Origin of the sequence: Vibrio aquimaris (assembly GCF_009363415.1) — a bacterium.
Classification (GTDB): Bacteria; Pseudomonadota; Gammaproteobacteria; order Enterobacterales; family Vibrionaceae; genus Vibrio; species Vibrio aquimaris.
Genome location: NZ_CP045350.1, coordinates 1,004,942 through 1,030,261, shown reverse-complemented (window position 1 = coordinate 1,030,261; position 25,320 = coordinate 1,004,942). Strand labels below are relative to the sequence as shown.

General features: G+C 42.5%; 20 protein-coding genes, 1 tRNA gene and 1 riboswitch. Of the genes, 5 read left to right on the top strand and 16 right to left on the bottom strand.

What is annotated here, in order from left to right; genetic code table 11:
* Window positions 1-23 precede the first annotated feature (23 nt).
* Window positions 24-1,097 carry an iron-sulfur cluster carrier protein ApbC gene (gene apbC / locus FIV01_RS04885; RefSeq protein ID WP_152429992.1) on the bottom strand — a complete coding sequence of 358 codons (1,074 nt, stop codon included), beginning with the start codon at window positions 1,095-1,097 and terminating at the stop codon, window positions 24-26.
* A 157-nt stretch (window positions 1,098-1,254) separates the two neighbouring features.
* Between apbC and metG the strand changes: the two genes are divergently transcribed.
* The 3 genes from metG (at window position 1,255) to FIV01_RS04870 (ending at window position 5,650) form a co-directional block, all read left to right on the top strand.
* Window positions 1,255-3,330: a methionine--tRNA ligase gene (gene metG, locus FIV01_RS04880; RefSeq protein WP_152429991.1), complete on the top strand. Its 2,076-nt coding sequence runs from the start codon at window positions 1,255-1,257 to the stop codon at window positions 3,328-3,330.
* Window positions 3,331-3,584: 254 nt separating this feature from the next.
* Window positions 3,585-4,433, top strand: coding sequence for a 2OG-Fe(II) oxygenase family protein (locus FIV01_RS04875; RefSeq protein WP_152429990.1), 849 nt, complete (start codon window positions 3,585-3,587; stop codon window positions 4,431-4,433).
* Window positions 4,434-4,438: 5 nt separating this feature from the next.
* A complete protein-coding gene (locus FIV01_RS04870) occupies window positions 4,439-5,650 on the top strand; it encodes an MFS transporter (protein WP_152429989.1) in 1,212 nt (403 codons plus the stop codon).
* Window positions 5,651-5,770: 120 nt separating this feature from the next.
* Here the strand turns inward: FIV01_RS04870 and udp are convergent, their stop codons facing one another.
* From udp to moaA, 11 genes are all read right to left on the bottom strand, one after another.
* Window positions 5,771-6,529 (bottom strand): uridine phosphorylase, encoded by a 759-nt coding sequence (gene udp / locus FIV01_RS04865; protein WP_152429988.1) that lies wholly within the window; start codon window positions 6,527-6,529, stop codon window positions 5,771-5,773.
* A gap of 249 nt (window positions 6,530-6,778) precedes the next feature.
* Complete coding sequence (locus FIV01_RS04860; RefSeq protein ID WP_152429987.1) at window positions 6,779-9,082, bottom strand: zinc/cadmium/mercury/lead-transporting ATPase; 2,304 nt, start codon at window positions 9,080-9,082, stop codon at window positions 6,779-6,781.
* Between the two features lie 57 nt (window positions 9,083-9,139).
* Window positions 9,140-10,606 carry an MATE family efflux transporter gene (locus tag FIV01_RS04855; RefSeq protein WP_152429986.1) on the bottom strand — a complete coding sequence of 489 codons (1,467 nt, stop codon included), beginning with the start codon at window positions 10,604-10,606 and terminating at the stop codon, window positions 9,140-9,142.
* A gap of 79 nt (window positions 10,607-10,685) precedes the next feature.
* Window positions 10,686-11,102, bottom strand: coding sequence for a CBS domain-containing protein (locus FIV01_RS04850; RefSeq protein WP_152429985.1), 417 nt, complete (start codon window positions 11,100-11,102; stop codon window positions 10,686-10,688).
* Window positions 11,103-11,252: 150 nt separating this feature from the next.
* A complete protein-coding gene (locus FIV01_RS04845) occupies window positions 11,253-13,940 on the bottom strand; it encodes a hypothetical protein (protein WP_152429984.1) in 2,688 nt (895 codons plus the stop codon).
* A gap of 534 nt (window positions 13,941-14,474) precedes the next feature.
* Entirely contained in the window at window positions 14,475-14,666 is a 192-nt protein-coding gene (nrtS, locus tag FIV01_RS04840) for a nitrate/nitrite transporter NrtS (protein WP_415846728.1), read from the bottom strand.
* A 30-nt stretch (window positions 14,667-14,696) separates the two neighbouring features.
* Window positions 14,697-15,173, bottom strand: coding sequence for a molybdopterin synthase catalytic subunit MoaE (gene moaE / locus FIV01_RS04835; protein ID WP_152429982.1), 477 nt, complete (start codon window positions 15,171-15,173; stop codon window positions 14,697-14,699).
* A gap of 5 nt (window positions 15,174-15,178) precedes the next feature.
* Window positions 15,179-15,424 (bottom strand): molybdopterin synthase sulfur carrier subunit, encoded by a 246-nt coding sequence (moaD, locus tag FIV01_RS04830; protein ID WP_152429981.1) that lies wholly within the window; start codon window positions 15,422-15,424, stop codon window positions 15,179-15,181.
* Window positions 15,421-15,900, bottom strand: a complete 480-nt coding sequence (moaC, locus tag FIV01_RS04825) for a cyclic pyranopterin monophosphate synthase MoaC (protein WP_152429980.1) — start codon at window positions 15,898-15,900, stop codon at window positions 15,421-15,423. Before moaC ends, moaD begins: the two co-directional genes overlap by 4 nt.
* Window positions 15,901-15,907: 7 nt before the next feature.
* On the bottom strand, window positions 15,908-16,420 hold the full coding sequence (moaB, locus tag FIV01_RS04820; RefSeq protein WP_152429979.1) for a molybdenum cofactor biosynthesis protein B: 513 nt from the start codon (window positions 16,418-16,420) through the stop codon (window positions 15,908-15,910).
* 86 nt (window positions 16,421-16,506) lie between these two features.
* Window positions 16,507-17,493, bottom strand: a complete 987-nt coding sequence (moaA, locus tag FIV01_RS04815; RefSeq protein WP_152429978.1) for a GTP 3',8-cyclase MoaA — start codon at window positions 17,491-17,493, stop codon at window positions 16,507-16,509.
* Window positions 17,482-17,618, bottom strand: a riboswitch (molybdenum cofactor riboswitch). It overlaps the preceding gene by 12 nt.
* A 174-nt stretch (window positions 17,619-17,792) precedes the next feature.
* Between moaA and yvcK the strand changes: the two genes are divergently transcribed.
* A complete protein-coding gene (gene yvcK, locus FIV01_RS04810) occupies window positions 17,793-18,680 on the top strand; it encodes a uridine diphosphate-N-acetylglucosamine-binding protein YvcK (RefSeq protein ID WP_152429977.1) in 888 nt (295 codons plus the stop codon).
* Here yvcK and luxU read toward each other — a convergent pair.
* From luxU to uvrB, 3 genes are all read right to left on the bottom strand, one after another.
* Entirely contained in the window at window positions 18,666-19,004 is a 339-nt protein-coding gene (luxU, locus tag FIV01_RS04805; protein WP_152429976.1) for a quorum-sensing phosphorelay protein LuxU, read from the bottom strand. The genes yvcK and luxU overlap by 15 nt on opposite strands.
* A 4-nt stretch (window positions 19,005-19,008) precedes the next feature.
* Window positions 19,009-20,406 (bottom strand): quorum-sensing sigma-54 dependent transcriptional regulator LuxO, encoded by a 1,398-nt coding sequence (luxO, locus tag FIV01_RS04800; protein ID WP_152429975.1) that lies wholly within the window; start codon window positions 20,404-20,406, stop codon window positions 19,009-19,011.
* 330 nt (window positions 20,407-20,736) lie between these two features.
* Window positions 20,737-22,767 (bottom strand): excinuclease ABC subunit UvrB, encoded by a 2,031-nt coding sequence (gene uvrB / locus FIV01_RS04795; RefSeq protein ID WP_152429974.1) that lies wholly within the window; start codon window positions 22,765-22,767, stop codon window positions 20,737-20,739.
* 548 nt (window positions 22,768-23,315) lie between these two features.
* On the opposite strand from uvrB, the gene FIV01_RS04790 reads away from it, so the two are divergent.
* Window positions 23,316-23,391 (top strand) — tRNA-Asn (locus tag FIV01_RS04790).
* Between the two features lie 226 nt (window positions 23,392-23,617).
* Here the strand turns inward: FIV01_RS04790 and FIV01_RS04785 are convergent.
* On the bottom strand, window positions 23,618-25,300 hold the full coding sequence (locus FIV01_RS04785; RefSeq protein ID WP_152429973.1) for a sensor histidine kinase: 1,683 nt from the start codon (window positions 25,298-25,300) through the stop codon (window positions 23,618-23,620).
* Window positions 25,301-25,320: the final 20 nt, after the last annotated feature.

The window sequence follows — 25,320 nt, the reverse complement described above, 5'->3', positions numbered from 1 at the left end:
ATTAACACCAACGCAACGAAACATTAATCAAGCATTGTAAACTGAATTGACTGTGGCTTTTCTTTTCCGTGCCAATACATTCTTGCACACACGGATTCTGCTAACTGAATATAGTCCGCCGCTTGTTCTGAGTCTGGTCTGGCGACAACGCTTGGACAGCCATTATCCGTATCTTCTCTTAGCGAAATATGCAAAGGGATCTGGGCAAGCAAATCGAGACCAAACTCGCTAGCCATTTTCTGCGCTCCTCCGACACCAAAAATGGCCTCTTTACCACCGCAATGGCTGCAAATGTGATAGCTCATGTTCTCAACCAGTCCAATCACAGGTACCTGCACTTTTTCAAACATGGCTGCACCTTTGCGCGCATCCGCAAGCGCAAGATCTTGTGGCGTGGTGATAATCACCGCACCTGTCACTGGCACCTGCTGAGCAAGGGTTAATTGAATATCACCTGTACCAGGCGGCATATCAATCACAAGATAGTCGAGCTCTGGCCACTCGGTTTCATTAAGCAGTTGAGCGAGAGCTTTCGAAGCCATTGGGCCGCGCCAAATTGCCGCTTCATCTTTTGACACTAAATATCCAATAGAGTGGGTATAAATACCGTGCGCCAATATAGGCTGCATCCATTTATCGTCTTTAACTTGGGGAGAGGCACCTTGTTGGCCAATCATAAGAGGCACGGAAGGACCATAAATATCCGCATCCAACAAACCAACTTTTACACCGGATTGGGCGATCGCAAGCGCAAGGTTGACGGCTGTGGTTGACTTGCCGACCCCGCCTTTTGCTGAAGTGACGGCAATAATATTTTTAACGCCGCTTATCTCATGACTGACATGAGTTTGCAAAGCCTTTGGCTGCACAATTATTTCATACTCAACTGGGGCAATTTGTCCATTGCAATGTTGCGACTCTACCCAGCTCGATAAGCTTTCAACTAGAGACGATGCCGCAAAAGGTATAGATACCGTGAGCTTGGTCGCTGAGACCGAAACCATACCCGGCACACTAGCCCATTCTTGAGTAAGACTTGGGTGCTCAAACTGATTAAGCCAATGGCAAAGTTCTTCTTTGTTCGACAATTGACGCATAGGTCCTCCTTATGATTCTAATCCTAGCATTGCTCTTTAATGGACTGAACCCTGAAAAAACTAAGGTATTCGAGCAGATGATACCTTGGAGTCGCAATGTGGATAAGGTAGTATTAGGGTCAATTTTTTATATCTATCAGAAAAGCGAATATTAAGTATGGCAAACGATCAAAGAAACCTTGATCCAAGGAAACTGCTGGTAACTTGTGCCCTTCCGTATGCTAATGGTTCGATCCACCTAGGTCATATGCTTGAACACATTCAGGCTGATATCTGGGTTCGCTACCAACGCCTACGTGGTAACACGGTAAACTTCATCTGTGCTGACGATGCCCACGGCACGCCAATTATGCTCAAAGCACAACAGATGGGAATCACACCAGAAGAGATGATCGCTGCCGTTAGTGAAGAGCACCAAAAAGACTTCGCTGGTTTCGATATTAGCTTTGATAACTACCACAGTACTCATTCTGAAGAAAACAAGCAGCTTGCGTCACACATCTATTTGGAACTGAAGAAAAACGGTTTTATCTCTAGCCGTACGATTTCTCAGCTATTTGATCCAGAAAAAGAAATGTTCCTGCCTGATCGTTTTGTAAAAGGCACTTGCCCTAAGTGTAAATCTGACGATCAGTACGGCGATAACTGTGACAGCTGCGGTGCAACCTATAGCACGACTGAACTGATTGACCCTAAATCAGCGGTCTCCGGCGCAACGCCAGTGATGAAAGACTCTGAGCATTTCTTCTTTGATTTGCCACAGTTTGAAAGCATGCTCCAAGAATGGACGCGCTCAGGTTCACTGCAAGCTGAAACAGCCAATAAGATGCAAGAATGGTTTGAATCAGGCCTGCAACAATGGGATATCTCTCGCGATGCCCCTTATTTTGGTTTTGAAATTCCAGGCGAAAAAGACAAATTCTTTTATGTTTGGCTCGATGCACCTATCGGATACATGGGTTCATTTAAGAACCTGTGCGATAAGCGCAGTGATTTAGACTTTGACGAATACTGGAAAAAAGACAGCACAACCGAGCTTTACCACTTCATTGGTAAAGACATCGTTTATTTCCACTCTCTATTTTGGCCTGCCATGCTCGAAGGCAGTGGTTTCCGTAAACCAAATAATGTGTTTGTTCACGGCTACGTCACTGTTAACGGTGCCAAAATGTCTAAATCGAAAGGCACATTTGTTAAAGCCAGCACTTATCTTGATCACCTCGATCCTGAGTGCCTACGTTACTACTATGCGGCCAAACTAAACAGCCGTATCGATGACTTAGACCTTAACCTTGAAGATTTCACTCAACGTGTTAACGCAGATGTAGTAAATAAAATTGTTAACCTTGCCTCGCGCAATGCTGGATTTATCACAAAACGCTTCGAGGGTAAGCTTTCTGATGAGTTTGCAGAGCCAGAATTGTACCAAGAATTTGTTGCCGCGGCCGATCGCATAGCCGAGCTTTACGAAACGCGTGAATTTGGCCGTGCAATACGTGAAGTAACCGCACTGGCTGACAAAGCCAACCAATATGTTGACGAAAAAGCACCTTGGGTTGTGGCAAAAGAGGAAGGCAAAGACCAACTGCTACAAGATATTTGTTCTGTCGGTATTAACTTGTTCCGCGTGCTCATGACTTACCTCAAGCCTGTGATGCCTGCTCTAGCCGCACGTACACAAGCTTTCCTAAATGAAGAGCTGACGTGGGAAGGAATAGCCAAGCCATTAACAGGTCATGAAATTACCAAATTCAAGGCTCTGTTTAATCGTATCGACCCGAAAAAGGTTGAGGCTATGATTGAAGCATCAAAACAAGATGCCGCTGCTGAAATGGCAGCCAAGGAAAAAGCTGAAGCCGCTAAGAATCAAGCTAGCCAAACCGAATTGGATAAAGATCCGGTTGCAGAAGAAATAGATTTCGATGCTTTTGCCGCTGTTGATATGCGTATCGCTCGTATTATCTCCTGCGAGGAAGTACCAAAAGCTAACAAACTACTGAAGTTTCAGCTTGATATCGGTGGCGAAACTCGTCAGGTTTTCTCCGGCATTAAGTCGGCATATAAGCCAGAAGAACTTGAAGGGAAGTTGACCGTTATGGTTGCAAACCTTAAGCCTCGTAAGATGAAGTTTGGTATGTCAGAAGGTATGATTTTGGCTGCTGGACCAGGCGGAAGCGATCTCTGGATTCTAGAACCTCATGAAGGCGCTCAACCTGGTATGCGTGTCATGTAATAGCGCTTAATAGTATTACTTTAAAGCCCTGCTCTAAATAGCAGGGCTTTTTGTAGATAGTGATTCTAAATATATCTCCTTCATCTCTAATTATTTATCAAAAAATCTACAAACTTTCCAATATAGTTATATTTATAATAGAAATAATTAATCACGATCACTAAAAACGAAAATAAACAATATGAAACATAGATAATATTCATATTTATGGTAGGCTTTTCGTCCCATGATTCATCACAAGGAAAGAGAATGGCATGAAAGTAATAAATATGAGTAATAATAGTTCAGATACAGCTAAGGAATTCGCTCAAGCTCTTCATCAGTCTGGCTTTGTCGTATTAACAGAAACTGGTATTGAACAATCAGATATAGAAAGTCTATATTCAAATTGGTTAAATTTTTTTTACCAAGCTGACGACAGTAAAAAATCCTTCTTATACAATAAAGATACAGTAGCTGGCTTTATTCCTCGAACCGTTTCTGAAACTGCCAAAGGTTTCACTAAAAAAGATCTTAAAGAGATATATCACTATTATGATGGAAAAATATGTCCTCCTGAACAAAAAGAAATAAGTGATAACATCAGACTGCGTCTACTCGATTTGTCTGCAAAACTGCTGGGGTGGTTGCATGAATATCTTCCCCAAGAAATCAAGACTGAACTAGAAGAACCACTAGACAGTATGGCAAAAGACTCACCACAAACGTTATTTAGAATGAATTACTATCCACCGTTAGATAGCTTTTCCGACGATGCAAAATCTGGTGCACAAAGAGCTGAATCACACGCGGATATTAATCTAATTACTCTACTACCTAATGTATCTAGTGCAGGCTTAGAAGCTAAAACCAGAGATGGTAAGTGGACACCAGTTCCATATATGCCCAATAGTATCGTAATAAATTCTGGTGATATGCTTGCAATGCGTACCAAAGATTTCTACCCTTCTTTTTATCACAGAGTAATACAACCCTCTAATTCACATGAAGAGCGAATTTCTCTTGCATTTTGTGTTCACCCAAAAGAAGAGTGCAAACTTTCCGAACATCATACTGCACATAGCTTTTTACAGGAACGCTACAGAGAGATGAAGGTAAAGTAATTACTATGTCACGTATAACCCCTTTGTTAGTTGCTGTTTTAGTTGGTATTGCTTACCAAGTGTTTGTCGATATTTATTTAGTTGCTCTCCCTGAAATACAAGAAGCTTTGAATATGAGTTATCTTGCAGCTAATTCATCACTTATCCTATATCTTGGGGCTAATGCGATATTTTTACTATTAGCAGGCGTTTTATCTGAACAACTAGGCCGAAGAAATATAATCATTACGGGCTTGTGCGTAAGCTTAATAGGCACTGCCCTGATAATTTTTATTCAAAACCCAATAAATTTTTTAATAGGGCGTACTTTACAAGGAGTTGGCTTAAGCACTTCAATCTTAGCAACACCTATATTAATGGATAATTATAAAGGAAAACAGCTTACTTATGGGTTTCTATGTTTCGAATTCTTCTACTCTATAACACCAATTATTGCTCCTTATATAGGAGCTACAATTTCGTCTTACTATTCATGGAAACATATTTTCGTCATTTTATTTTTCTACCAATTAATTATTTTGTTATTTACAATAAAACTAAAAAAACAAAAAGTTCAGAATAATAAGATTAACAAAAAAAGGCGAATATTAATTTTTAGGCGTATACTTACTAATACTAAATTCACTACACTGACAGTACTAATGACTTTATTTTGGGGGGAAATGGTAATAGCACACCTTCTGTCTCCATATATCTTTCAAAATGATTTTAAATATTCCACATATGAATATGGGTTATTTACTCTCACTATGGGTTGCTGTTATGCCTTTGCTGCAATTAGCAATCTATTATTACTAAAATTCTACTCCGAGGAAGGTATTATATCTTTTTCAATTTGGGCTAATACGATACTGGCTATAGCTTTTTTGACCAAACAATGGATACTACCTCAATCAGGAATAGATATCGCTATCTATTTATGTCTCATGGCCATTTTTTGTGGGCTATTTTTTATTAATGCCATGGCTAGCTCTTTGAGAATATTCGCTGATTATTACTCAGGTTATGCGGCTGCGCTACAAGGTTGTATATGTATTGGTTTCTGGAGCCTGGTGAGTTTATTGTGTTCACAGGTTCAGCCCAAAGAAGACACTTTAATTACCATTCTTTCATTAATGGCATTACTTACGGCAATCATACTAGTCAAAAAACGTACCATTGTATCCAACGCTGGACACGACCGCAAAGAGGCTTTCTGCTGCACTGTCGACCAATAAAATATTTAGCTCCGCGGAAAAAAATAAATTGAGCAGGATTCTGCTATGAAAATAAACCTATAATAATAAAGATCTTCTCTAGCCCCTCTATAGAAGATCCTTATCGATATTAATCTTGTATCAAAGCATCTTACGCGCGGCCTCAACAACCACTTTAATTGAACGAGCTTCCGTTTCTTTCAGGGTTGAGTGATCGGGGGTTTCTTTTTGAGAACGGTTGATAATGACTCCTGCTACACAGCCTGCTTTCAGGCCAGAGCTTGCACACATTGTCAGTAACGTCGCTGATTCCATCTCAAAATTCAGAACACCCATATCTTGCCATTCTTTCATTGAGCCTTGAAAACGCCTCACTACGCGGCCAGAGAAGGTATCATAGCGCTCTTGCCCAGGATAAAAAGTATCACTAGAGGCGGTCACGCCCATATGAACTTTAGCACCAGACTCTTCAACCGCAGCTTTCATTGCCGTCGCAACCTCAAAGTCAGCCACTGCTGGAAATTCCATTGGAGCAAAGTGCAAGCTGGCACCATCTAAGCGAACTGAAGCTGTGGATACTATCATGTCTCCCACCTTCACATGTGGTTGGATAGCACCAGTAGTACCAACACGTAAGAAAGTATTGATACCAAGCTGAGCCAACTCTTCAACCGCGATAGAGGTTGAAGGACCACCAATACCAGTAGAGCAAACAATAACGGGTTTGCCATCAAGCTCGGCACGGTAAAGTGTGTACTCACGATGACTGGCCAAAAACACAGGATTATCCATTTGTTCAGCAATTTTTTGAACGCGAGCAGGATCACCTGGAATAATTGCTAGCTTGGCATCAGCAAGATCGTCTTGAGTGACTCCTAGATGGAATACAGCTTGAGACATAAAATAGCTCCTTTCATAACGAAATAGGTGGCGTTGCCTATCTTTTCGTTTTATTTATTTGGTTGGGTACAGGGCATAATGTATCCAACTGAGCCAACTTTAATGGTGATTTAAATCACAAATAATTGATAACCAAATATCTTCTTTGCAAATAAAATCGTTTTGCATCACACTTTATTGTCTATTAGTGCCTAAATTACATAAAAAAGCCTGAGAATAACTCTCAGGCTTGGTTGTGTGACTAAACACCTATGTTTGTGGCTTAAACTTAAGTAGCCTGAGTGCATTAAGGGTCACGATCGCAGTTGCGCCACTATCAGCGAGAACAGCCACCCAAAGTCCGGTAATACCAAGCAAGCTGGTAACAAGAAAGATACCCTTGAGCCCCAGTGCAAGAGCAATGTTCTGACGTATATTGTTGAGTGTTGCTCGAGACAACTCGATCATGCTAGCCAACTCGACCAAGCGGTTATGAGTTAGGGCGGCGTCCGCAGTCTCAAGTGCCACATCTGTTCCTCCACCCATAGCAATACCAATACTGGATGCTTTCATCGCAGGTGCATCGTTGATGCCATCACCAACCATGGCTACATTTGCTGTTGATGACAAACTCTCAACATACGTCACTTTATCTTGTGGTAGCAATCCGGCTTTGTAGTCGATATCTATCAATGAGCTAATGGCCTTTGCACTGCGAGCATTGTCTCCGGTCAGCATAATTGCATTAACGCCAAGATTCTTAAGCGCCCGAACGGCATCCGACGAGTCTTCTCTCAAGGTATCTTGCCAAGCAATGAGGCCAATAACTGTATTATCCCCTTTAATCGCCACCACCACTGTTTTGCCCTGCTGTTCCAGCTTACGCACATCCTCGGCAACATCACTCGACAATACAAAACCGATTTTGCTTGGTGCGATTGCCTGATATTCAACTCCATTAACCAAACCACGCACACCAAGACCTATTAGCGCTTGTTTGTCATCTGCCTCAGGGATCTCGATGCCAGACGATTTGGCTTTATTCACCAGTGACACAGCAAGTGGGTGGGTAGAGCCAACTTCAATGGCAGCAATATTGCGCAGAAGCTCTGCTCCTTCAACATGACCCATGGTAATGATATCTGTGACTTCTGGTTTTCCCATTGTCAGAGTGCCCGTTTTATCAAAGGCAACGGTTTCTATTTTACCCAGCTGCTCAAGTGCTGCGCCGCCTTTGATTAAAGCACCTCGTTTAGCGCCAGCTGCAAGCCCAGATGTAATGGCTGCAGGTGTGGAGATCACCAGAGCACACGGACAAGCGATAAGCAGTAAAGCGAGCCCTCGATAAACCCAGGTTTCCCAAGGCTGAGCAAAAAATAGCGGCGGTACAAGAATAACAACTAAAGATACCAACATCATTAAGGGCGTATACCAACGGCTAAACTTATCGAGAAAGCGCTCTAGTGGCGCTTTACGCGATTCTGCTTCCTCAATAAGATGCAAAATTCGATCAATAGCATTTTCCCCTTGCTTAGAGGTGATCTCAAAGCGCACCACTTTATCAACCACTACTGCGCCTGCCATCACTGAATCATTTTCAATACGTTCAACAGGTATTGATTCACCGGTTAACGCACTTTCATCAAAACTGGCGGCTTGCCCCATCAGTTTTCCATCAGCTGGAAGTCTAGCCCCTGGTGAAACTTCAATAATGTCGCCAGGTTGTAGTTCACTAGCAGACACTTCAACACGCTCATCATTGATTATTTTTGTCGCGGTTTCAGGCACTAGCTCCATCAATGACTGAACACCACTTCGCGCTCGTGAAGCGGCAAATGCTTCTAAACGCTCACCAATCATGAACAGCAAAAGTACCATGGCCGCTTCCGCTGCTTCACCTAAGTAGAGAGCGCCGATAGCCGCAACACTCATTAACGTTTCTATCGCAAATGGAGTCCCTGATTTAGCCAACTGGAGTGCTTTCTTGCTAATTGGATATAAGCCTGCCAAACAGGTTAAAGTGAACATCCATTCACTGAATACAGGAGATATTGGTTTAAGAAGCGCAGCGATAGCCATAGATAATGCAATCGCGATAATCGAAGAGTTTTGTTTAACTAAGGCTTTCCAACCTGAGTTAGGCTGCGGCTTTGTTGAAGACAAGTCACTGTTATAACGAAAGCCTGCGCCCTGAATAGCTTGTTCAACGTTATCGGCAGTACTTTTGCTATCTAGCTTGACCACAAGTTTTTCTGTGGCAAATAAAACTTTAGCCTCCATGACACCAGCGACTTTATTAACCGCTGTTTCAATTTTTTTTGCGCATGACGGACAGTCCATGCCCGTAATTTTCCAACTGTGAGTGTGACCTTTTTTCTTAATCCCTATCGGGTCGCTTTCCTCATCGGAAGACTGAGTTCCACTAGAACAGTTATCTGAACTGCAACATCCAGAATCAACCTCACTGATCCCTTCCATTTGTATGTGAGCTATTTTAGGATTCGAGCAAGAGGCTTCATGACTAGGATTGAAGGCCACTTTAGCTGAGCGGCATGAATGATGTTTAGTGCACATAATATTCTCTCCACTTAATGTACACTGTAATCATAAACCTTGGAGTCTACTCCAAGGTCAACTATTTTTTTCTTCGGTTAATAGACTCTCTTTCTGGCTAGCCACTTCATCAATCAATACTGCATCGTGAGTACAGAAAGGTTGAGAGTTAATACTTGTGATCGATGGGTCTTCTTCCTCCAATTCAAATCTATCGCCTTGGGTCAAATCACTGATGTGTTTATGCAATACAATAAGCGCGAGAATACCAAAGACTACCGACCCAATTGCTTGTCCATACAGAACACCAAGCGCACCAAACCAAATAGACCCAAGGTATACAAAAGGTAAAGTACCTAACGTCGCTTTCCCTAGATTTAATGCTGTTGAGTATAAAGGTTTACCAAGGTTGTTGAACGAAGTGTTGGCCACAAACTGAGCGCCATTAAACACAAAGCTAAAGGCGACATAAGTACAAAAAGCAGAAACAATAATGGCTGCATCACCTTGTAAACTAAATCCTGTGATCACTAATGACTGAACGAAATAGAGAAGGATACAAACCACTGATGTATAAGCGGTAGTAACAATTAAAGAGTTGGTTAACGTATCACGAACGCGATCCAACCGCTCGGCACCAAAGTTTTGCCCAATAATTGGACCAACCGCGCCGGATAACGCAAAGATTACTGCAAAGCAAACGGGAATAAGGCGTCCTATTACTGCATAGCCAGCAACAAAATCTTCTCCATACTTTGCAATTGATGTGGTCACGATCGCATTGCCAATAGGTGTCGCAATATTGGTAATAATCGCAGGAATAGATATGGTTAATATCGCTTTGAGGCTATTTTTCCACGCTGACAACGAGGGTAAAGCAACCAAATCATGATCACGAATAAGAGGGTACAGCGAGAAGAAGAATACGGTAAACCGAGCAAAAACGGTTGCGACGGCCGCACCTTCAACATTCCAACCAAAGCCAAAAATAAAAATCGGGTCCAACACTGCATTGATGATACCTCCCGCAAGTGTTGCCCACATAGACCGCTTGGCATCTCCTGCGGCTCTAAGTCCTGCACCCGCAGACATAGCAATGGCAATTAACGGCCCACTTGGTAGCAATATTTGTAGGTAAGCTTGCGCACGCTCCGCCACATACCCCTTAGCACCAATGGCAGCGAGAAGTTCGGGAATAAATACGAACATCAAAGTGCTCACAACACAGCTGATAGTAAAAGCGGTAAGCATAATGCTACTACTAAGCCTTCTAGCATGGTCGCGCTGCTTGGCACCAATTGCTTTGGATACCAAAGCCCCCATAGCTATTGAAGTACCAATCGAAATAGATGTAGAGAAAAAGACTAATGTACCAGCGAATCCTACCGCAGCGGCTAACTCAACCTGGCCCAACATACTAATGAAGAGCATATCAAGTAAATCAACCACAAATAATGCCATGAGGCCAACAGACCCTGCCCCTGACATCACCAATATATGGCGCATGGTCGAGCCTTCAACAAACTTCGCGCTCTGGTTCTCCACGTTAAGTCTCAACTCCCACTTTTGCTCAACAAAAAAAGAGGCGCCCAACAGCGCCTATTTTTGCTATTTACTTTTATTACTATACCGGATGTTTAAAGCAATCGTCTAGATTCTTAGCAACTGCACGCAATACATCACGACGAGTAATGATTCCAACCAACTTTCCACTATCGATAACTGGGTATACCTTAGGCTTACCAGATTTCATCATGTCCGCTAGTTCAATTATCGATGTCTCTGGCCCAACAGAAAGCACTTGTGAGTGCATACAATCGGAAACAATATGAGTGTCTTGGCAGTAGTAGCTTACTTTGACTAACTTATCGAGTAAATCATGACCTGAGAGAAAACCGATAACCTGAGCTTTATCATCAATGACTGGGCCACCAAGATAACTCGATTTCAACATCTTTTCTAAAGCCGCACTTAATGACATTTCAGGCTTAAATTTAACTGCCTGTAACGTCATATAATCTTTCACTTTCAATGATTCCATTTGCGTCTCCTTAGCGTGCAAATCTCATTTTCTATAGTGTAATTGTTGTCTAATTTCTTGATTTTACTAAATTGAAATCAACAATTTTTCCAATAGCTCAGGTCTATCACGCAAAAAGCTCTACTGACTTTATGAAAATGTAAGCTTACTTTACTGGCTTTGAAACTTATTCGCTCTCAGGTGTACACCTAATCCTTTTAAAAGCTTCGATTTTAAATCCAAGCCAGAATCAGCCTTCGATTTAAACTCCAAATCCTTCCAACGGCCAGTGTGTGCTTCCCACCAAGGCGCCGTCTGTTGCTCTAAATAATTTTCTAGACAAGCTTGTGCTTGCTTAAACTTATCCTCATTATCTTCGTCTTGCTTAAACGCTCTCATGGTAGCGAAGAATTCATCCTGTTGCTGTTCTAGGTTTCTCTTCTCTGTTTGTGGTGCCCTATCAATTAACTCTTTGAAGAAAAATTTCACTTCCTCTTTCATTGGATGCTCACTTGAACCAAGCTTTGCAAACATCTTCTTATACTGAGCTTTGTTGTCTGTGACAAACTGCTTCCACTCTGCATTGTCGGTGTTTAATTTAGCATCACGATATAAACGATTGAATCGCACCATAGTAAAGGTCAAGTCATCACTAGCAATTCTTTCGCCTACCACAGTCGTTTTACTTTTGTTGACCCCAACATTAGCCCCTGCATGAGCCCCTACCGCTACCGTGCCAGATCCGCCGACATTAATATTCGCTGATAACGTTTTGGTGTTACGAGAAAACTGCTTGCGCCAGCCCTTCTCACCTTTATAGTCTTCAGCTTGGCTATAGTCCGGCTTAAAAAAGCGGGTGGTGTGTGAAAATGAAATCCCACCTCCGAGATCAGGAGCGATATCTAGATCTCCAGGCAACTCTATACCCTGATCAGCAAACGCTTGCTGTAATGTGGCACCATTAACCATACCTTGGAGTGAGCTGGCTACTGAACCTGTAAATACCACATCAATATAGCGACCCTCACGAACTCTACTGGGGTGGATACGCTGGCGCTCAACGATATCCAACCTGCCTGAAATCGGGCCGGCATTAATTGAGAAGCTCGAGCGAGTATCTGCAACCTGCAAATAAATTTCTTGCTCAAAAGTTGCAATTTTGTCTAAGCGTGACTTTGAGTAGTCAATTGATGGATTTTGTACCAGCACGCCCGTTTGACCAATTAAGTTCGATAACTCTTGCTCTCTTTCTCGGTTAATGCCGGAGACAAGATGCTTGTTTGGCATGATGGTACTGGCAAAAAGTGCATGAGATGCTGAAGCAAACTGCAAAAACTGATGACGACCAATTGCTCCCCAACTATTTTCAATTTCATGCTTTTGGCTTCTTAGCGCTTTTAACTCTGATTTTTTACCGGTGCCGGATGATTTAAAATAGTCGTATTGTTGTACCACTTTGTAATATTCATCCACATCACTTTTTAGCTGCTTCAACCCTACAATTGCCATCTTCGGGTCCTTACTCCTTGCCAATATTTGCTCAGCTTTATGTGTGAAGTTCTTTGGAAGCTCCTTCATCCTATCTTGGTTTTTGAGAACGACATCGACGAGCTGGTTGGGGACAAACTCATAGATATCCGTGGTACTTTTCGAGCGATTGGCGCCAAACCCACCACCAAAGTTCATGTCCAGACTACCAACATTGAACGTAGTGCCAGCATTAACTGATAGCCCAACATCGCCCACTGTAGTGGTATAGAAACCGGTCAGTGGTTTCGTCCTCTTTGGGGCTGGAGCATTAACACTTGCATTGAACTTTAAAGCAGATTTTAGTAGTTGATTAAGCCGATGCTGACTATTGGCCGCAAGTTGTTTTTGTTTCTTCAGTGCTTTTGTTCTTTTGGCATCAGGGCCATTTTGAGCAATATAGTCTTTTGAATTGTTCCACTCTTTAAAATAAGTAAGGCTCCCCTGAACTCCAGCCTTGGCTTGCGCCTTCAATCCAACATTATCCGACAAGCTCGCCTGCACTCCAGCTTTCAGCCCAGAACTTAAGCTTTGGCTAATTTCCTCAAAGACCAGACCTTCATCATCAGCATTGAAACGTGTCTCTGTTGATATGCCTAGTGAAATATCCGCAAAAGGCCCCACCTTAGCTTCTGTACCTGGCACTGCCAACAAGCTTGCGCCTGCATTAACACCAGCACTGTATGTTGTGGCTTTCCCAGCACCCGGTTTTCCTAGCGCAAGATACTCACCTAACTGCTTAGCTTGCAGTTTTTCATGCTTCATTTGCATCCAATCACACTTAGTATGCTGAGCAAGAATCGTACATAGTTCCTTTAGCTCACCTTTAGGTAATTGCTTACTCAACTTCTTAAATGCGACGTGGATTTGCTTGGTATCTTGATAAGATAAATGACCGTTTGGACCCTCATACTCTTTTAGTACAGGCTCTAATCCCGTTTCCAAAACATTGATAGCTTTACGATCGTGCTTGTTATTTTCGTCCAATACTTCTTTGAGCTTTGAATGAATCATTTTGACATCATCAGCGATGACTCGACGCTCTGGCGTTCCGCCTTTATCTTTATCTAAGCTGCTCAACTTCACCTCGGGAGGTGGTGAGGAGATAGCGGCTGGCGTACTATTTGAGCGTGCTAATTGAATTATGTTACTCGGTTTGCTCTTTTGTAAATCAGTTGTGTTATGGAGATTGTTACTAGAGAGAGAAAGCCCCCTTAATTGAGTCACTTTTCTAATATTATTTGCCACCTCTGAGCATTCATTTTGTGACTTCGATGCATTAGAAGAATTGATGCTCTCATTTCTTGGGATAAAAACTGCGCTTGCTCTCATGGTAATACAACCCTCTCGCTTCAGATTACAAAACACTCACTAGTCAAAAATAAAAACTTCTTATATCAATGCAATAGTCAAGTGCCGTGAAATGACATGCTGTTCATACAACCACATAATGAATAAAAATGCACTTTGATATGTTAATAAACTGTTTCAAGTGTTAAGCAGAGCCGTATTTCATAAATTTTCCAAGGTTTTCATAAACAAAAAATCAATATTTTTGATATCAGTATCTATAAAAACCCTTTCTTTAGTTAATCAGAACAACATAAGATAAATAGGATCTATCATTAGGAGTAGCTATTTACAGCTTCTTGAATTGAATCAGTTAATTTTACTTGTCAAAAAAATATTTACGGGAATTTAGTGGTAAATAAAGCATTAAAAACACTTAACATAATATAAAGTCTTGTTATGCAATTTTTAAACGCAGAAAGATGAAGGTAAGAGATATGGAAGCAGAATGGCACCAAATTAGCCGACAAGTATTGTTTCTGTTATCAACTCCAAAAACACACTAAAGAAGCTAAACTAAGAACAATTTGCCTTTGCATCACGAGCTGCCAGCCAGCTACTAAACAAAGAAACACAAAAAGGGACACTGTAAGTTAACAGGGCTTTGACCCAATTCAACCCACTATCTCCCACAAATGCATCATATTGGTTAATGAGATTAAGCAGCGTACCCACTACTATAGCGATCACTGCAGCCCGTTTAATCATCTGTTTGTTCATATAGACCCAGAGACAAAACTATGTGAAAGGCGGGCTCTCGAGGTTTGATTTCCAACGCTGCGCAGCAAGCTGGTCAGAATTGCGCGATTCAATCCACCGAGTCGCTCCATCTATACGTTCCTTTTTCCAGAAAGGAGCCTTGGTTTTAAGATAGTCCATTATAAATTCACAGGCTTCAAAAGCTGCACCTCGGTGAGCGCTTGATACACCCACAAATACGATTTGGTCACCAACATCAAGATCGCCCACACGGTGAATCACTCGAACACCAGATAGCGACCACCTTTGAGTCGCTTGGTTGCAAATTTCCATCAAGGCTTTTTCCGTCATTCCTGGATAGTGCTCCAAAGACAAACCTGTCACACTGTCACCAAGGTTCATATCTCTAACCTTACCCACAAATGTCACAACAGCACCTACGGCACTGTTGTCGGCTAGCTTTTCATATTCACAACCTACTGAGAAGTCTTCAGTTTGTACAGAGATGCTATTCACTGGATTTATCCTCCCGTCACTGGCGGGAAAAAAGCCACCTCATCCCCATCAGCGAGGGGATGACTCAAAGACACAATCGATTGGTTCACAGCCGCGAGGAGTTTGCTGGCATCCAAAGCCAAATCCCACTTCCCCTCACGCGTAGCAAGACTAGCGCGCAACGCTTCCACTGTATCAAAGCAAGCTTCCACATCTAAGCTTTCAACACCCACTAATTCTCGAGTTTGAGCAAAAAATAAAACTTTAATCATACGCTTGCCTTAAAGTGACCAGATTTACCACCCGTTTTTTCCAGTAAACGAACCTGTTCAATGACAATGTCTTTTTGTACCGCTTTGCACATGTCATAGATAGTCAGTGCTGCAACAGAAGCTGCTGTCAAAGCTTCCATTTCAACTCCTGTTTTGCCAGCTAATTTACACACGGACTCAATGCGCAATTTACTTGCTGATGGCACAACTTCAATGTGTACCTCGACCTTAGACAACAGCAATGGATGGCAAAGCGGGATCAAATCCCAGGTTCGTTTAGCTGCTTGAATTCCAGCAATGCGAGCAGTAGCCATTACATCACCTTTGTGATGCTGACCAGAAGTGATAAGCTCTATCGTTTCTGGTAGCATTTGCACCAGAGCCTCTGCACGAGCCTCTCTCACTGTTGATACCTTCTCTGACACATCCACCATATTGGCTTCACCTGAAGCATTAATGTGAGTTAATTGACTCATAAGGCTACTACCCTTCGATATGCGGCATAAAGTTACATGGGCGATGTGTGGCATCTAATTGAGGCTCAATGATCTTGGTCCATCCTGTACGACAAGCTCCCGTTGAGCCTGGCAATGCAAAAATAACCGTATGATTAGCAAACCCACCCACAGCGCGTGACTGAATCGTCGATGTACCGATTTCCTGATAAGACACATGACGAAATAACTCACCGAAACCTTCAACCTGTTTATCAAACAGTGGGATCAAAGCTTCTGGAGTACTGTCTCGTGACGTAAACCCAGTTCCCCCGGTGACCATGACAACTTGTACTTTACGGTCTGCAATCCACTGTGAAACAATGGCTCGAATTTTGTATTTATCGTCAATTACAATCTTTTTATCTATGATAGTGTGCCCTGCTTGAGTGGCACTTTCGACAAGATAAGATCCCGATGTGTCATTGTCTTCGGTACGAGTATCCGATACCGTTAACACCGCTATATTAGCGGGTTGAAAGCTTTTTTCTGCATGCCCCATTTGTTCACCTATATTAGTTAAATTTTTATCTTACAGCCTTAACTTGGCCTTTAATTAAATGAAATCAAAACTTACAAAGTCTGATGTTAGCCACCGATAGACGCAAGATGAGGCGTCATACCTGGATTACCGTCATGAAGAAAGTGACTCACCGCTTTAGTTTGTAATTGGCCTTGAATACGATCGATTAAGGCTTGCTGTTGAGAGTCTTGATGCAATAAATCGCGCAGTTCAATACCGTGTTCTCCAAACAAGCATAAATGAAGTTTCCCTTTTGCTGATACTCTCAAACGATTGCAACTCACACAGAAATCTCGTTCATACGGCATGATCAAACCGACTTCCCCCAGATAATCAGGATGATAGTAGACTTGAGCTGGACCATCGTGGGATTGTCTTTGTTTGAGCAACCATCCATCAGCCATTAGCTGATTGCGTATCGACACACCTGACACATGCTGATTTTGAAATAGCGGATCCATCTCGCCAGTTTGCATCAGCTCAATAAAGCGTAATTGAATAGGCCTGTCTTTGATCCAACACAAAAACTGCGGCAGCGCTCGTGAGTTCAAATCTTTAAGTAAGACCACATTCACTTTCACTTGCTCAAAACCAACTTCAAACGCTCGATCTATCCCTGACATGACTTCAAAATACTTATTCTCACCAGTGATCTGGTGGAACATTCGAGGATCTAAGCTATCCACGCTAACATTAATATGGGTTAGCCCAGCATCTTTCCAACTGTGGATCTGCTTTTTCATTCGGTAACCATTAGTCGTCATTGCAACTTTGGTTATTCCGTTTGTTTGAGCCACAGCATGAACAATTTCAGCAAAGTCTTTACGTAAACTGGGCTCTCCTCCAGTGATCCTCACTTTGGAAGTACCACAGTTAGCAAAAGCACCGACTACACGCTGGATTTCGGGGAGCGTTAAAAAAGAATTACTTTTGCCTGAAGGTTTGTAGCCATCAGGAAGGCAGTACTGACATTTGAAGTTACAAACATCAGTGACCGAAAGGCGCAAATAGTAAAATTTGCGCTGAAACTTATCTTCAAATTGTTGCGCCATTGAACACCTTTCCAAATACGGGAGGCCTATCCATTTCTGGTTATGCCCTGGTGACACCACGTCACTGGCTTCGCACGCATATTCGTGAAGAACTTAGCCTGATAAGCTCGGAGTTATGGCAACTGCTTTTCGTTAGCGACAAAAACAGTAGCTAGCAGTAAAATACTCAATATTGGCCTATCTTGCTACCTCAAAAAGAGAAAAACACAGCGGAGCAGGAAAAACCATGGCATTGAGTACTTTGGGCTAATCAATTACTCTAAATTGTAGATGAATATGAAAAAATAAGAACACATTGAATGACTTTGTATAAACAAAAGAAGGTGGTTGCAATTGGAGGCGGCCACGGCTTAGGGCGTATGCTCTCTGCTCTTAAAGACTTTGGTGAAAACGCGACCGGTATCGTCGCCACAACAGATAATGGAGGCTCAACGGGCCGAATTCGCCACTGTCAAGGAGGTATCGCTTGGGGAGATACTCGCAACTGTATCAATCAGCTTATTACTTCTCCTTCGATTAGCTCCATGATGTTTGAATATCGTTTCAAAGGTTCAGGCGAGCTAGATGGCCACAATCTAGGTAACTTAATGCTCACAGCCCTAGATAATCTTTCTGTTCGTCCTCTAGACGCGATTAATCTGATCCGAAATATGCTCAAGGTGGATATCAATATTATTCCCATGACGGAGCACCCTTGTGATCTCAAAGCTCTGGCTGAAAATGGTCATTGGGTAACGGGAGAAACGAGTGTTGATGAAATGCCGGATAAACTGGTTCGCCTAGAACTCTCTCCTCAAGTTCCTGCGACCAGTGAAGGTGTACTCGCTATCGAGCAAGCGGATGCGATTATTCTTGGGCCGGGAAGCTTTTTAACCAGTATCATGGCTCCCTTACTTTTACCGGAAGTCGGTAGAGCAATAGAAAATAACTCAAACGCGAAGCTTGTTTTTATTGAGAATCTGTCTGCCGAGCATGGTCCTGCAGGAAAAATTAGCTTGAAAGAGAAGCTCGAGTGGTGTGAAAGGTCTTGTCGCGGGCGTAAAATTGATATCGTTGTTGGCGAAGAGGAACACCCAGAACTCACTGATTGGCAGTGTCTAACAACCTCTCTCGCGTCACCAAATAGAGAATGGCGACACGATAGAGGTAAGCTTCAATCCGTTATAGAGTCATTACTTAGCGAGTAATGTTTGGTAACGCTGCTGCGTTTGTGTCAGTAGCGTTATCATTGCCTCCTGCGTTTCTGCTACGTCAATCATTTCACCAAGTTTCGCCTTGGCATCAATTTCTATGGCAAGTGCACATAAAGATTCGGCCCCAAAGCTTGCAGCACTGCTTTTCAATGCATGGCAAATCTCTTTTAGATAGGCTTCTTGATCTCGGTCCTCGTCCTTTAAAGCTTCGATATACTGAACCATTTCATTGAGAAATATATCAAGTAATATAGGGACATTGCTGACACCGATTTCACTCGATAATTGATCAAGTTTATGTTTATTGAGTAGTTCCATTCGACTATTGCGTTTCCTTTGCTGCGTTCCAGTTCTGAAGTTTACGATAAATCGTTGATGGACTGACGTCCAGATAACCAGCTGCTTTCGGAATATTTCCGTCACATGCGTCAATCGCTTGTTCTATCGCCTTTTTCTCTGTCATCCAAAGAGGGAATATATCGTTGACTGTGAGCTCACCTTTTTCTTGCCAGTCAACCCTAATGTGGTTGTCGGTCGGTACATTGAGTGGAGGTGGTAACATATCTATCGAAATATGTTCACCGTTATTGAGCACGACCACATTTCGTAATACGTTTTGCAACTGACGAACATTACCCGGCCATTCGTATTGTGCGAAACGATTGACAACTTCAGGCGTCAGCCTAACAAAGTCTTTACCTTCCTCCTTAGACATAAAACCGAGCAAAGAATATGCAATTTCTATCACGTCATCACCACGATCCCTCAATGGAGGTAGATGCAGCGGGATGACGTACAGTCGATAATACAAATCCTCTCTAAAGCGCCCTTCTTGAACTTCTTTCCATGGATCACGGTTGGTTGCACAAACAAAGCGCACATCGACACTCTTCATTTTTGAAGAGCCTACTTTTTGAAAGGTTCCAGTTTGAATAAAGCGTAGGAGTTTAGTTTGTAAATCAAGATCCATCTCACATAGCTCATCGAGAAACAGTGTTCCACCATCAGCAAGTTCCGCAGCGCCCTGCCTGTCAGTAGCAGCCCCAGTGAAGGCACCTTTGACATGACCAAATAACTCACTTTCGATTAAATCTTTCGGGATTGCAGCACAGTTAATTGCAATAAAGGGCTTATCCCCACGTTTGCTTGCCGCATGAATGGCTTCGGCACATACTTCTTTACCCGTTCCACTCTCACCAGTAATAAAAATACTGGCTTTACTTGAGGCCGCGGAATCTATCGTTCGATACACCGCCTGCATGGTCTGACTACTCCCAATAAAGCCTTGATAGTTTTGATTTCCGGGGTTATCAGAGGCATTCCTTAGTTTGCTCGCTTTACGAATAGCATTGTTGACGGTGACACGCAGCCTGTCCGCTTCACAAGGCTTGATCAAAAAGTCCTGAGCGCCGTGACGCATGGCCTCCACGGCAGTATCGATTGAGCCATGAGCAGTCATAAAAATAACCGGAATATCGGCATTTTTCTGTTTAACCGCATGTAGGACATTCATCCCTGTCATATCAGGGAGCCTCAAGTCGAGTAGGATGAGATCAGGTGTACGGAAACTAATACTCTCAATCGCGTCTCGACCCGTACCAACAATATTAATATCGATGCCAAGAGGCGCGAGGTAAGAGCGATACAGTGCCGCGACTGAAGCAGTATCCTCCACCATCAACAAATATTTAGACTTTTGTGTGTCAGTATTTTGGTGCATAACCTAGCCAGATTCTTCTTTGCAAATTGTATAAATAATTGCATTGCGCTTTGCATTATGCAAATTTAATACGTAAAAAAAATATAAAACCTTAAAATATAGAGGGTTAGAAGTTGGCATGGTTAATGCTTTAATGCCATTGACCCTATGGGTCACCTAGCCAACTGACGTTGTTAGTGAACAAAGTATTCACAAGAATAGCCAATAGACACTTTCTACTGGCTTTTTTTTTGCCTCGAGATTTATTGCCTTGTGAAAGATAATCTAAAAAACCCTTTCTAAGTCGATAAAACCTCAAACAATATAGCAGCTCCTCACGCTTTTGATACATTAGCTATTGGCAATGAACTGCTGGCGGAGTACTTCTATTTCATCCCGTTTTTGCGCCGCGAATTCAAATTCCAAATCCTGAGCATGTTGATACATTTGTGACTCTAGCTTTGCAATCTCTTTTTCAATTTCCTGTGGAGTCATAGCCTCATACGACTGCGGAGATTCCGCAACTTTAGACAAGGGAACAGGCTTAGCTGCACGCTGTTTTTTGCTCTTGGTGATATCACCGAGTTCCATAATATCTTTAACATTACGTTTAAGTGCCTGAGGCTCTACACCCATTTCTTCGTTATAGGCTTGTTGTTTCTCCCTGCGACGATTCGTCTCATCAATGGCCTTACGCATAGACTTAGTAACACTATCAGCATAGAGAATCGCTTTACCATGAATATTACGTGCCGCTCTTCCTATGGTCTGAATAAGGGAACGCTCAGAGCGTAAAAAGCCTTCTTTATCTGCATCCAAAATCGCTACTAAAGACACTTCTGGCATATCGAGTCCCTCTCTGAGCAGGTTAATACCCACCAACACATCAAACTCACCTAAGCGCAAATCTCTGATGATCTCTACCCTCTCAACGGTATCTATGTCCGAATGCAGATAGCGAACCTTTACATCGTGTTCAGTTAAGTACTCGGTCAAATCTTCTGCCATTCGTTTGGTCAATGTGGTCACTAACACCCTTTCATCTTTCGCAGCTCGGATCCGGATCTCAGAAAGTAAGTCATCAACTTGGGTAGCCACTGGCCTCACTTCCAGTTCAGGATCTAACAACCCTGTGGGTCGAACAACTTGGTCGGCAATTTCACCATCTGATTTCTCTAACTCATAGTTGCCTGGTGTTGCTGAGACAAATATGGTTTGCGGGGCCAAGGACTCAAATTCTTCAAATTTAAGAGGACGGTTATCTAGAGCAGAAGGCAGCCGGAAGCCAAACTCCACCAAAGTTTCTTTACGCGACCTATCTCCTTTGAACATGGCGCCTATCTGCGGAACCGTCACGTGAGATTCATCGATAACCAGAAGTCCATCGTGTGGCAGATAATCAAATAAAGTCGGCGGCGGTTCCCCCTCTTTTCGTCCACTCAGGTATCGGGAGTAGTTTTCGATTCCAGAGCAAAAACCCAACTCCATCATCATCTCAACATCAAATAGCGTACGCTGAGAGATACGCTGCTCCTCAAGCAACTTATTATTGTCGAGTAAGTATTTCTTTCTCTGTTCCAGCTCAACTTTTATATTTTCAATCGCATCAAGAATTTTGTCCCTAGGCGTCACATAGTGAGTTTTTGGATAGATAGTAAAACGCGGAAGATCCCGTTGTTTTACAGCGCCAGTTAAAGGGTCAAAAACGCTAATACAATCAATCTCATCATCAAACATCTCGATACGTACTGCGTCTTGATCTGATTCTGCGGGAAATACATCGATGACTTCCCCACGCACCCGAAATTGTCCGCGCTCAAATGCGACATCGTTTCGACTGTATTGCAACTCTGCCAAACGGCGTAAAATATCGCGTTGATCCATGATGTCGCCACGACGCAAATGCAACATCATCTGCAAATAAGATTGGGGATCTCCAAGACCATATATGGCTGAGACAGACGCAACAATAATCGCATCTTTGCGCTCGAGTAGCGCTTTAGTTGCCGATAAACGCATTTGCTCAATATGGGCATTGACAGATGCATCTTTCTCAATAAACGTGTCCGTTGTGGGTACATAAGCTTCGGGCTGATAGTAGTCGTAGTATGAGACAAAGTACTCAACAGCATTATTTGGAAAGAATGCCTTCATCTCACCATACAACTGCGCAGCTAACGTTTTGTTCGGCGCGAGCAAGATTGCGGGGCGTTGAGCCTTAGCAATCACATTGGCCAAGGTAAAAGTTTTCCCTGATCCTGTTACTCCCAAAAGGGTTTGGTGTGCAAGGCCCGAATCTAGCCCTTCATACAACTGCGCGATCGCCGTAGGCTGATCACCCGAGGGTTGGTAATCCGAGATCAACTCAAAAACTTTACTCATCTACACCTCTATCCACTCTGAAGATATGTCCCGTCTATTTTGTCTGTATATATGTACAGATACAATAGTTTAGAAAAGTTTTTCTAACTGATCTCATCGCGACTTGTCACCCAAAAATACGAGAAAACTCATTTTATATATAGATAGTTGTGTCCTGCAATGCTTGCCCACAGAACACCCTAAAAAAGAGTCACATGTTATCCACATTACTTTCAATGTTTAAAAATTACCCATTCGGATAAATTTTAACTTGTTTACGAAAAAAACATCATTAATCTTACCAATCATCCCACTGGGTAAGGGTTCATAGACCATTATGTTGTACTTATGTTTAGACTAAAACACCTACTCTAAAAGTGGATTTTGATTTCTTCATAATAATCAACATGGTTATCCACAATTTTGGTGGATAACTGAATTGATCCATTGAGCCAAAAGGCCTAGTAAAAAGTAAAGTACTTTTTACTAAAAAAAATCTTTAGTTAATCCGATTTTCTTGTTGACACCAATCAGCCGGATCGCTAATATTCACGGCGCTTTAGAGCAATTCCCCCTTAGTTCAGTTGGTAGAACGGCGGACTGTTAATCCGTATGTCGCAGGTTCGAGTCCCGCAGGGGGAGCCAAATTCAACAAAAAAGACGTCCTAGGACGTCTTTTTTGTATCTAAACCTAGCTACTTCAAGGGATTGCATTCTCTTAACGTCTTTTCCTGACTCGTACTAGCTTAGAAGTTTAGGTACACAAATAGGTAAATTATCCGTATATTCCAATTTACGGTGTACTTTTTGCCTTTAATTCAGTGTACTTTTTTAAAAGCTAGTGCACTCCGTTCGCCTACAGATAACGCGATCATTCCTTGTTAGGAAAAACAATGACCGCTTGAGTTCCTGTGCTTGTGTCGCTATTTAAAACCAACTCCCCACCAAGTCCATTGATCGCATTCAACGCTACTGTTAACCCCATACCTCTGCCATCGCCTACGGGTTTTGTAGTATAAAAAGGCTCAAACACCATGTGTAAGTCTTCAGGTCCGATTCCACACCCGTTGTCTTCAAGCGTTAAGCGTATCTGAGCGGGCTCTACTTCACACCGGTATATTATTTTTGCATCCTGTGCTCGTCCTCGCAAAGCATCCAGAGCGTTCAAATGTAAATTGCTCAATGCCAAATTGAGCATCGTTGGACTCGTTTCTATAACCACATCAGAGTCAATAAAATTCTCTACCAAAGGCTGTCGCTCTCTTTCATAGCAATGGATTTTAATCACCTCATCACAAAGCACTTTGAGACTACAGGGCTCTCGCTCTGAATTCACGCCTCGAGACAAACTGCTTAAATCTGAAACTATACTTTTTACCCTCAATAAGCTGGCTTGAGAGTCTTGGATCACCGAAGACAAATCCTCAAATATAAATGAGACGTCTTTTTGTTTCTTAAAGTCTTCAATATTTTCAGGCACATCAGCTTTACCTGAGGCCTTAAGCTGGTTAATGAAGTCATCATGCATAGTCAGTAAGTTCAATATAGCTTCAGTATAATCGCTTAAAGGTGTAAAATTTCCTAAGGCGACACCTAACGGGTTATTAATTTCATGAGCTATACCCGCAGTTAAGCGGCCTAAGCTGGCCATTTTTTCAGAGTGCACCAACTGTTCTTTAGCCATGCTGAGTTCCGATAAGGAAGATCTCAATCGTTGATAGTTGTGTCTCATACGACGCTGAGATTCCAAATTCTCAAGAATAATTTTCAACTGAACAGCAGCTTCCTCTAATATCTTTATTTTGGAGAACGTAAAACGCTCCGCCTGAGCCTTATCCACCAAACAGATAATAGTGCAAGAGTGCTTTTCTAGAATCCATACAGGAAAAACTAATGCATGAGGCTGTTTTTCTAGCTCAGAAAATTTGATATCTGGCTTAGTCATACTTAAATAAGGACGCCAAAGAGAAGTACATTCCGCGTCGACTTTAACCATTTTGAGCTTAGAATCCGGCGTAGCCTGATATACGAGTAACTCGGGTTCTAGTTTCTTAGTGTCACGTAAGAGATACGTTTGACGGGCCCCACAAAAAGCATCGAGCTCGTTGACAAATTCGGCCATGACTTGGTTTGGGGAGGCATTACCACGGTTGAACTTATTTATTTTGGTGAGCAGATTAAGATATCTCTCATGTTGTTGTAGACGCTTAAAGACCGCCCGTTGTTTTCTCAGCTCACATTGAATATCACGTAGTGCGTCATCATGTCGGTACATATCAGGTGACAGTGTGCGGTCTGCTTCTTTAGCAGTTTCTGCGGCCGCTGATACTGCCCACAACGCAACAAAGTAGTTCTTCAGGTTACTGCGTAAAAACGACTCCAGTTCTTGAATATAACGCTGTGTGTTGTCTCCAACATCAAGAATCACCACTCCAACCTTGTGTGATCTTAGCCATGCCTTGGCCTGCTTCACGTTCTCGGTTTGTTCAAACTCTATCTCGCTGAAATAGCTCGGAGTTTCAGCGTTCTGTGACACAAGCAATAGTTCATTCACCGACTTGTCCTTGAAGCAGA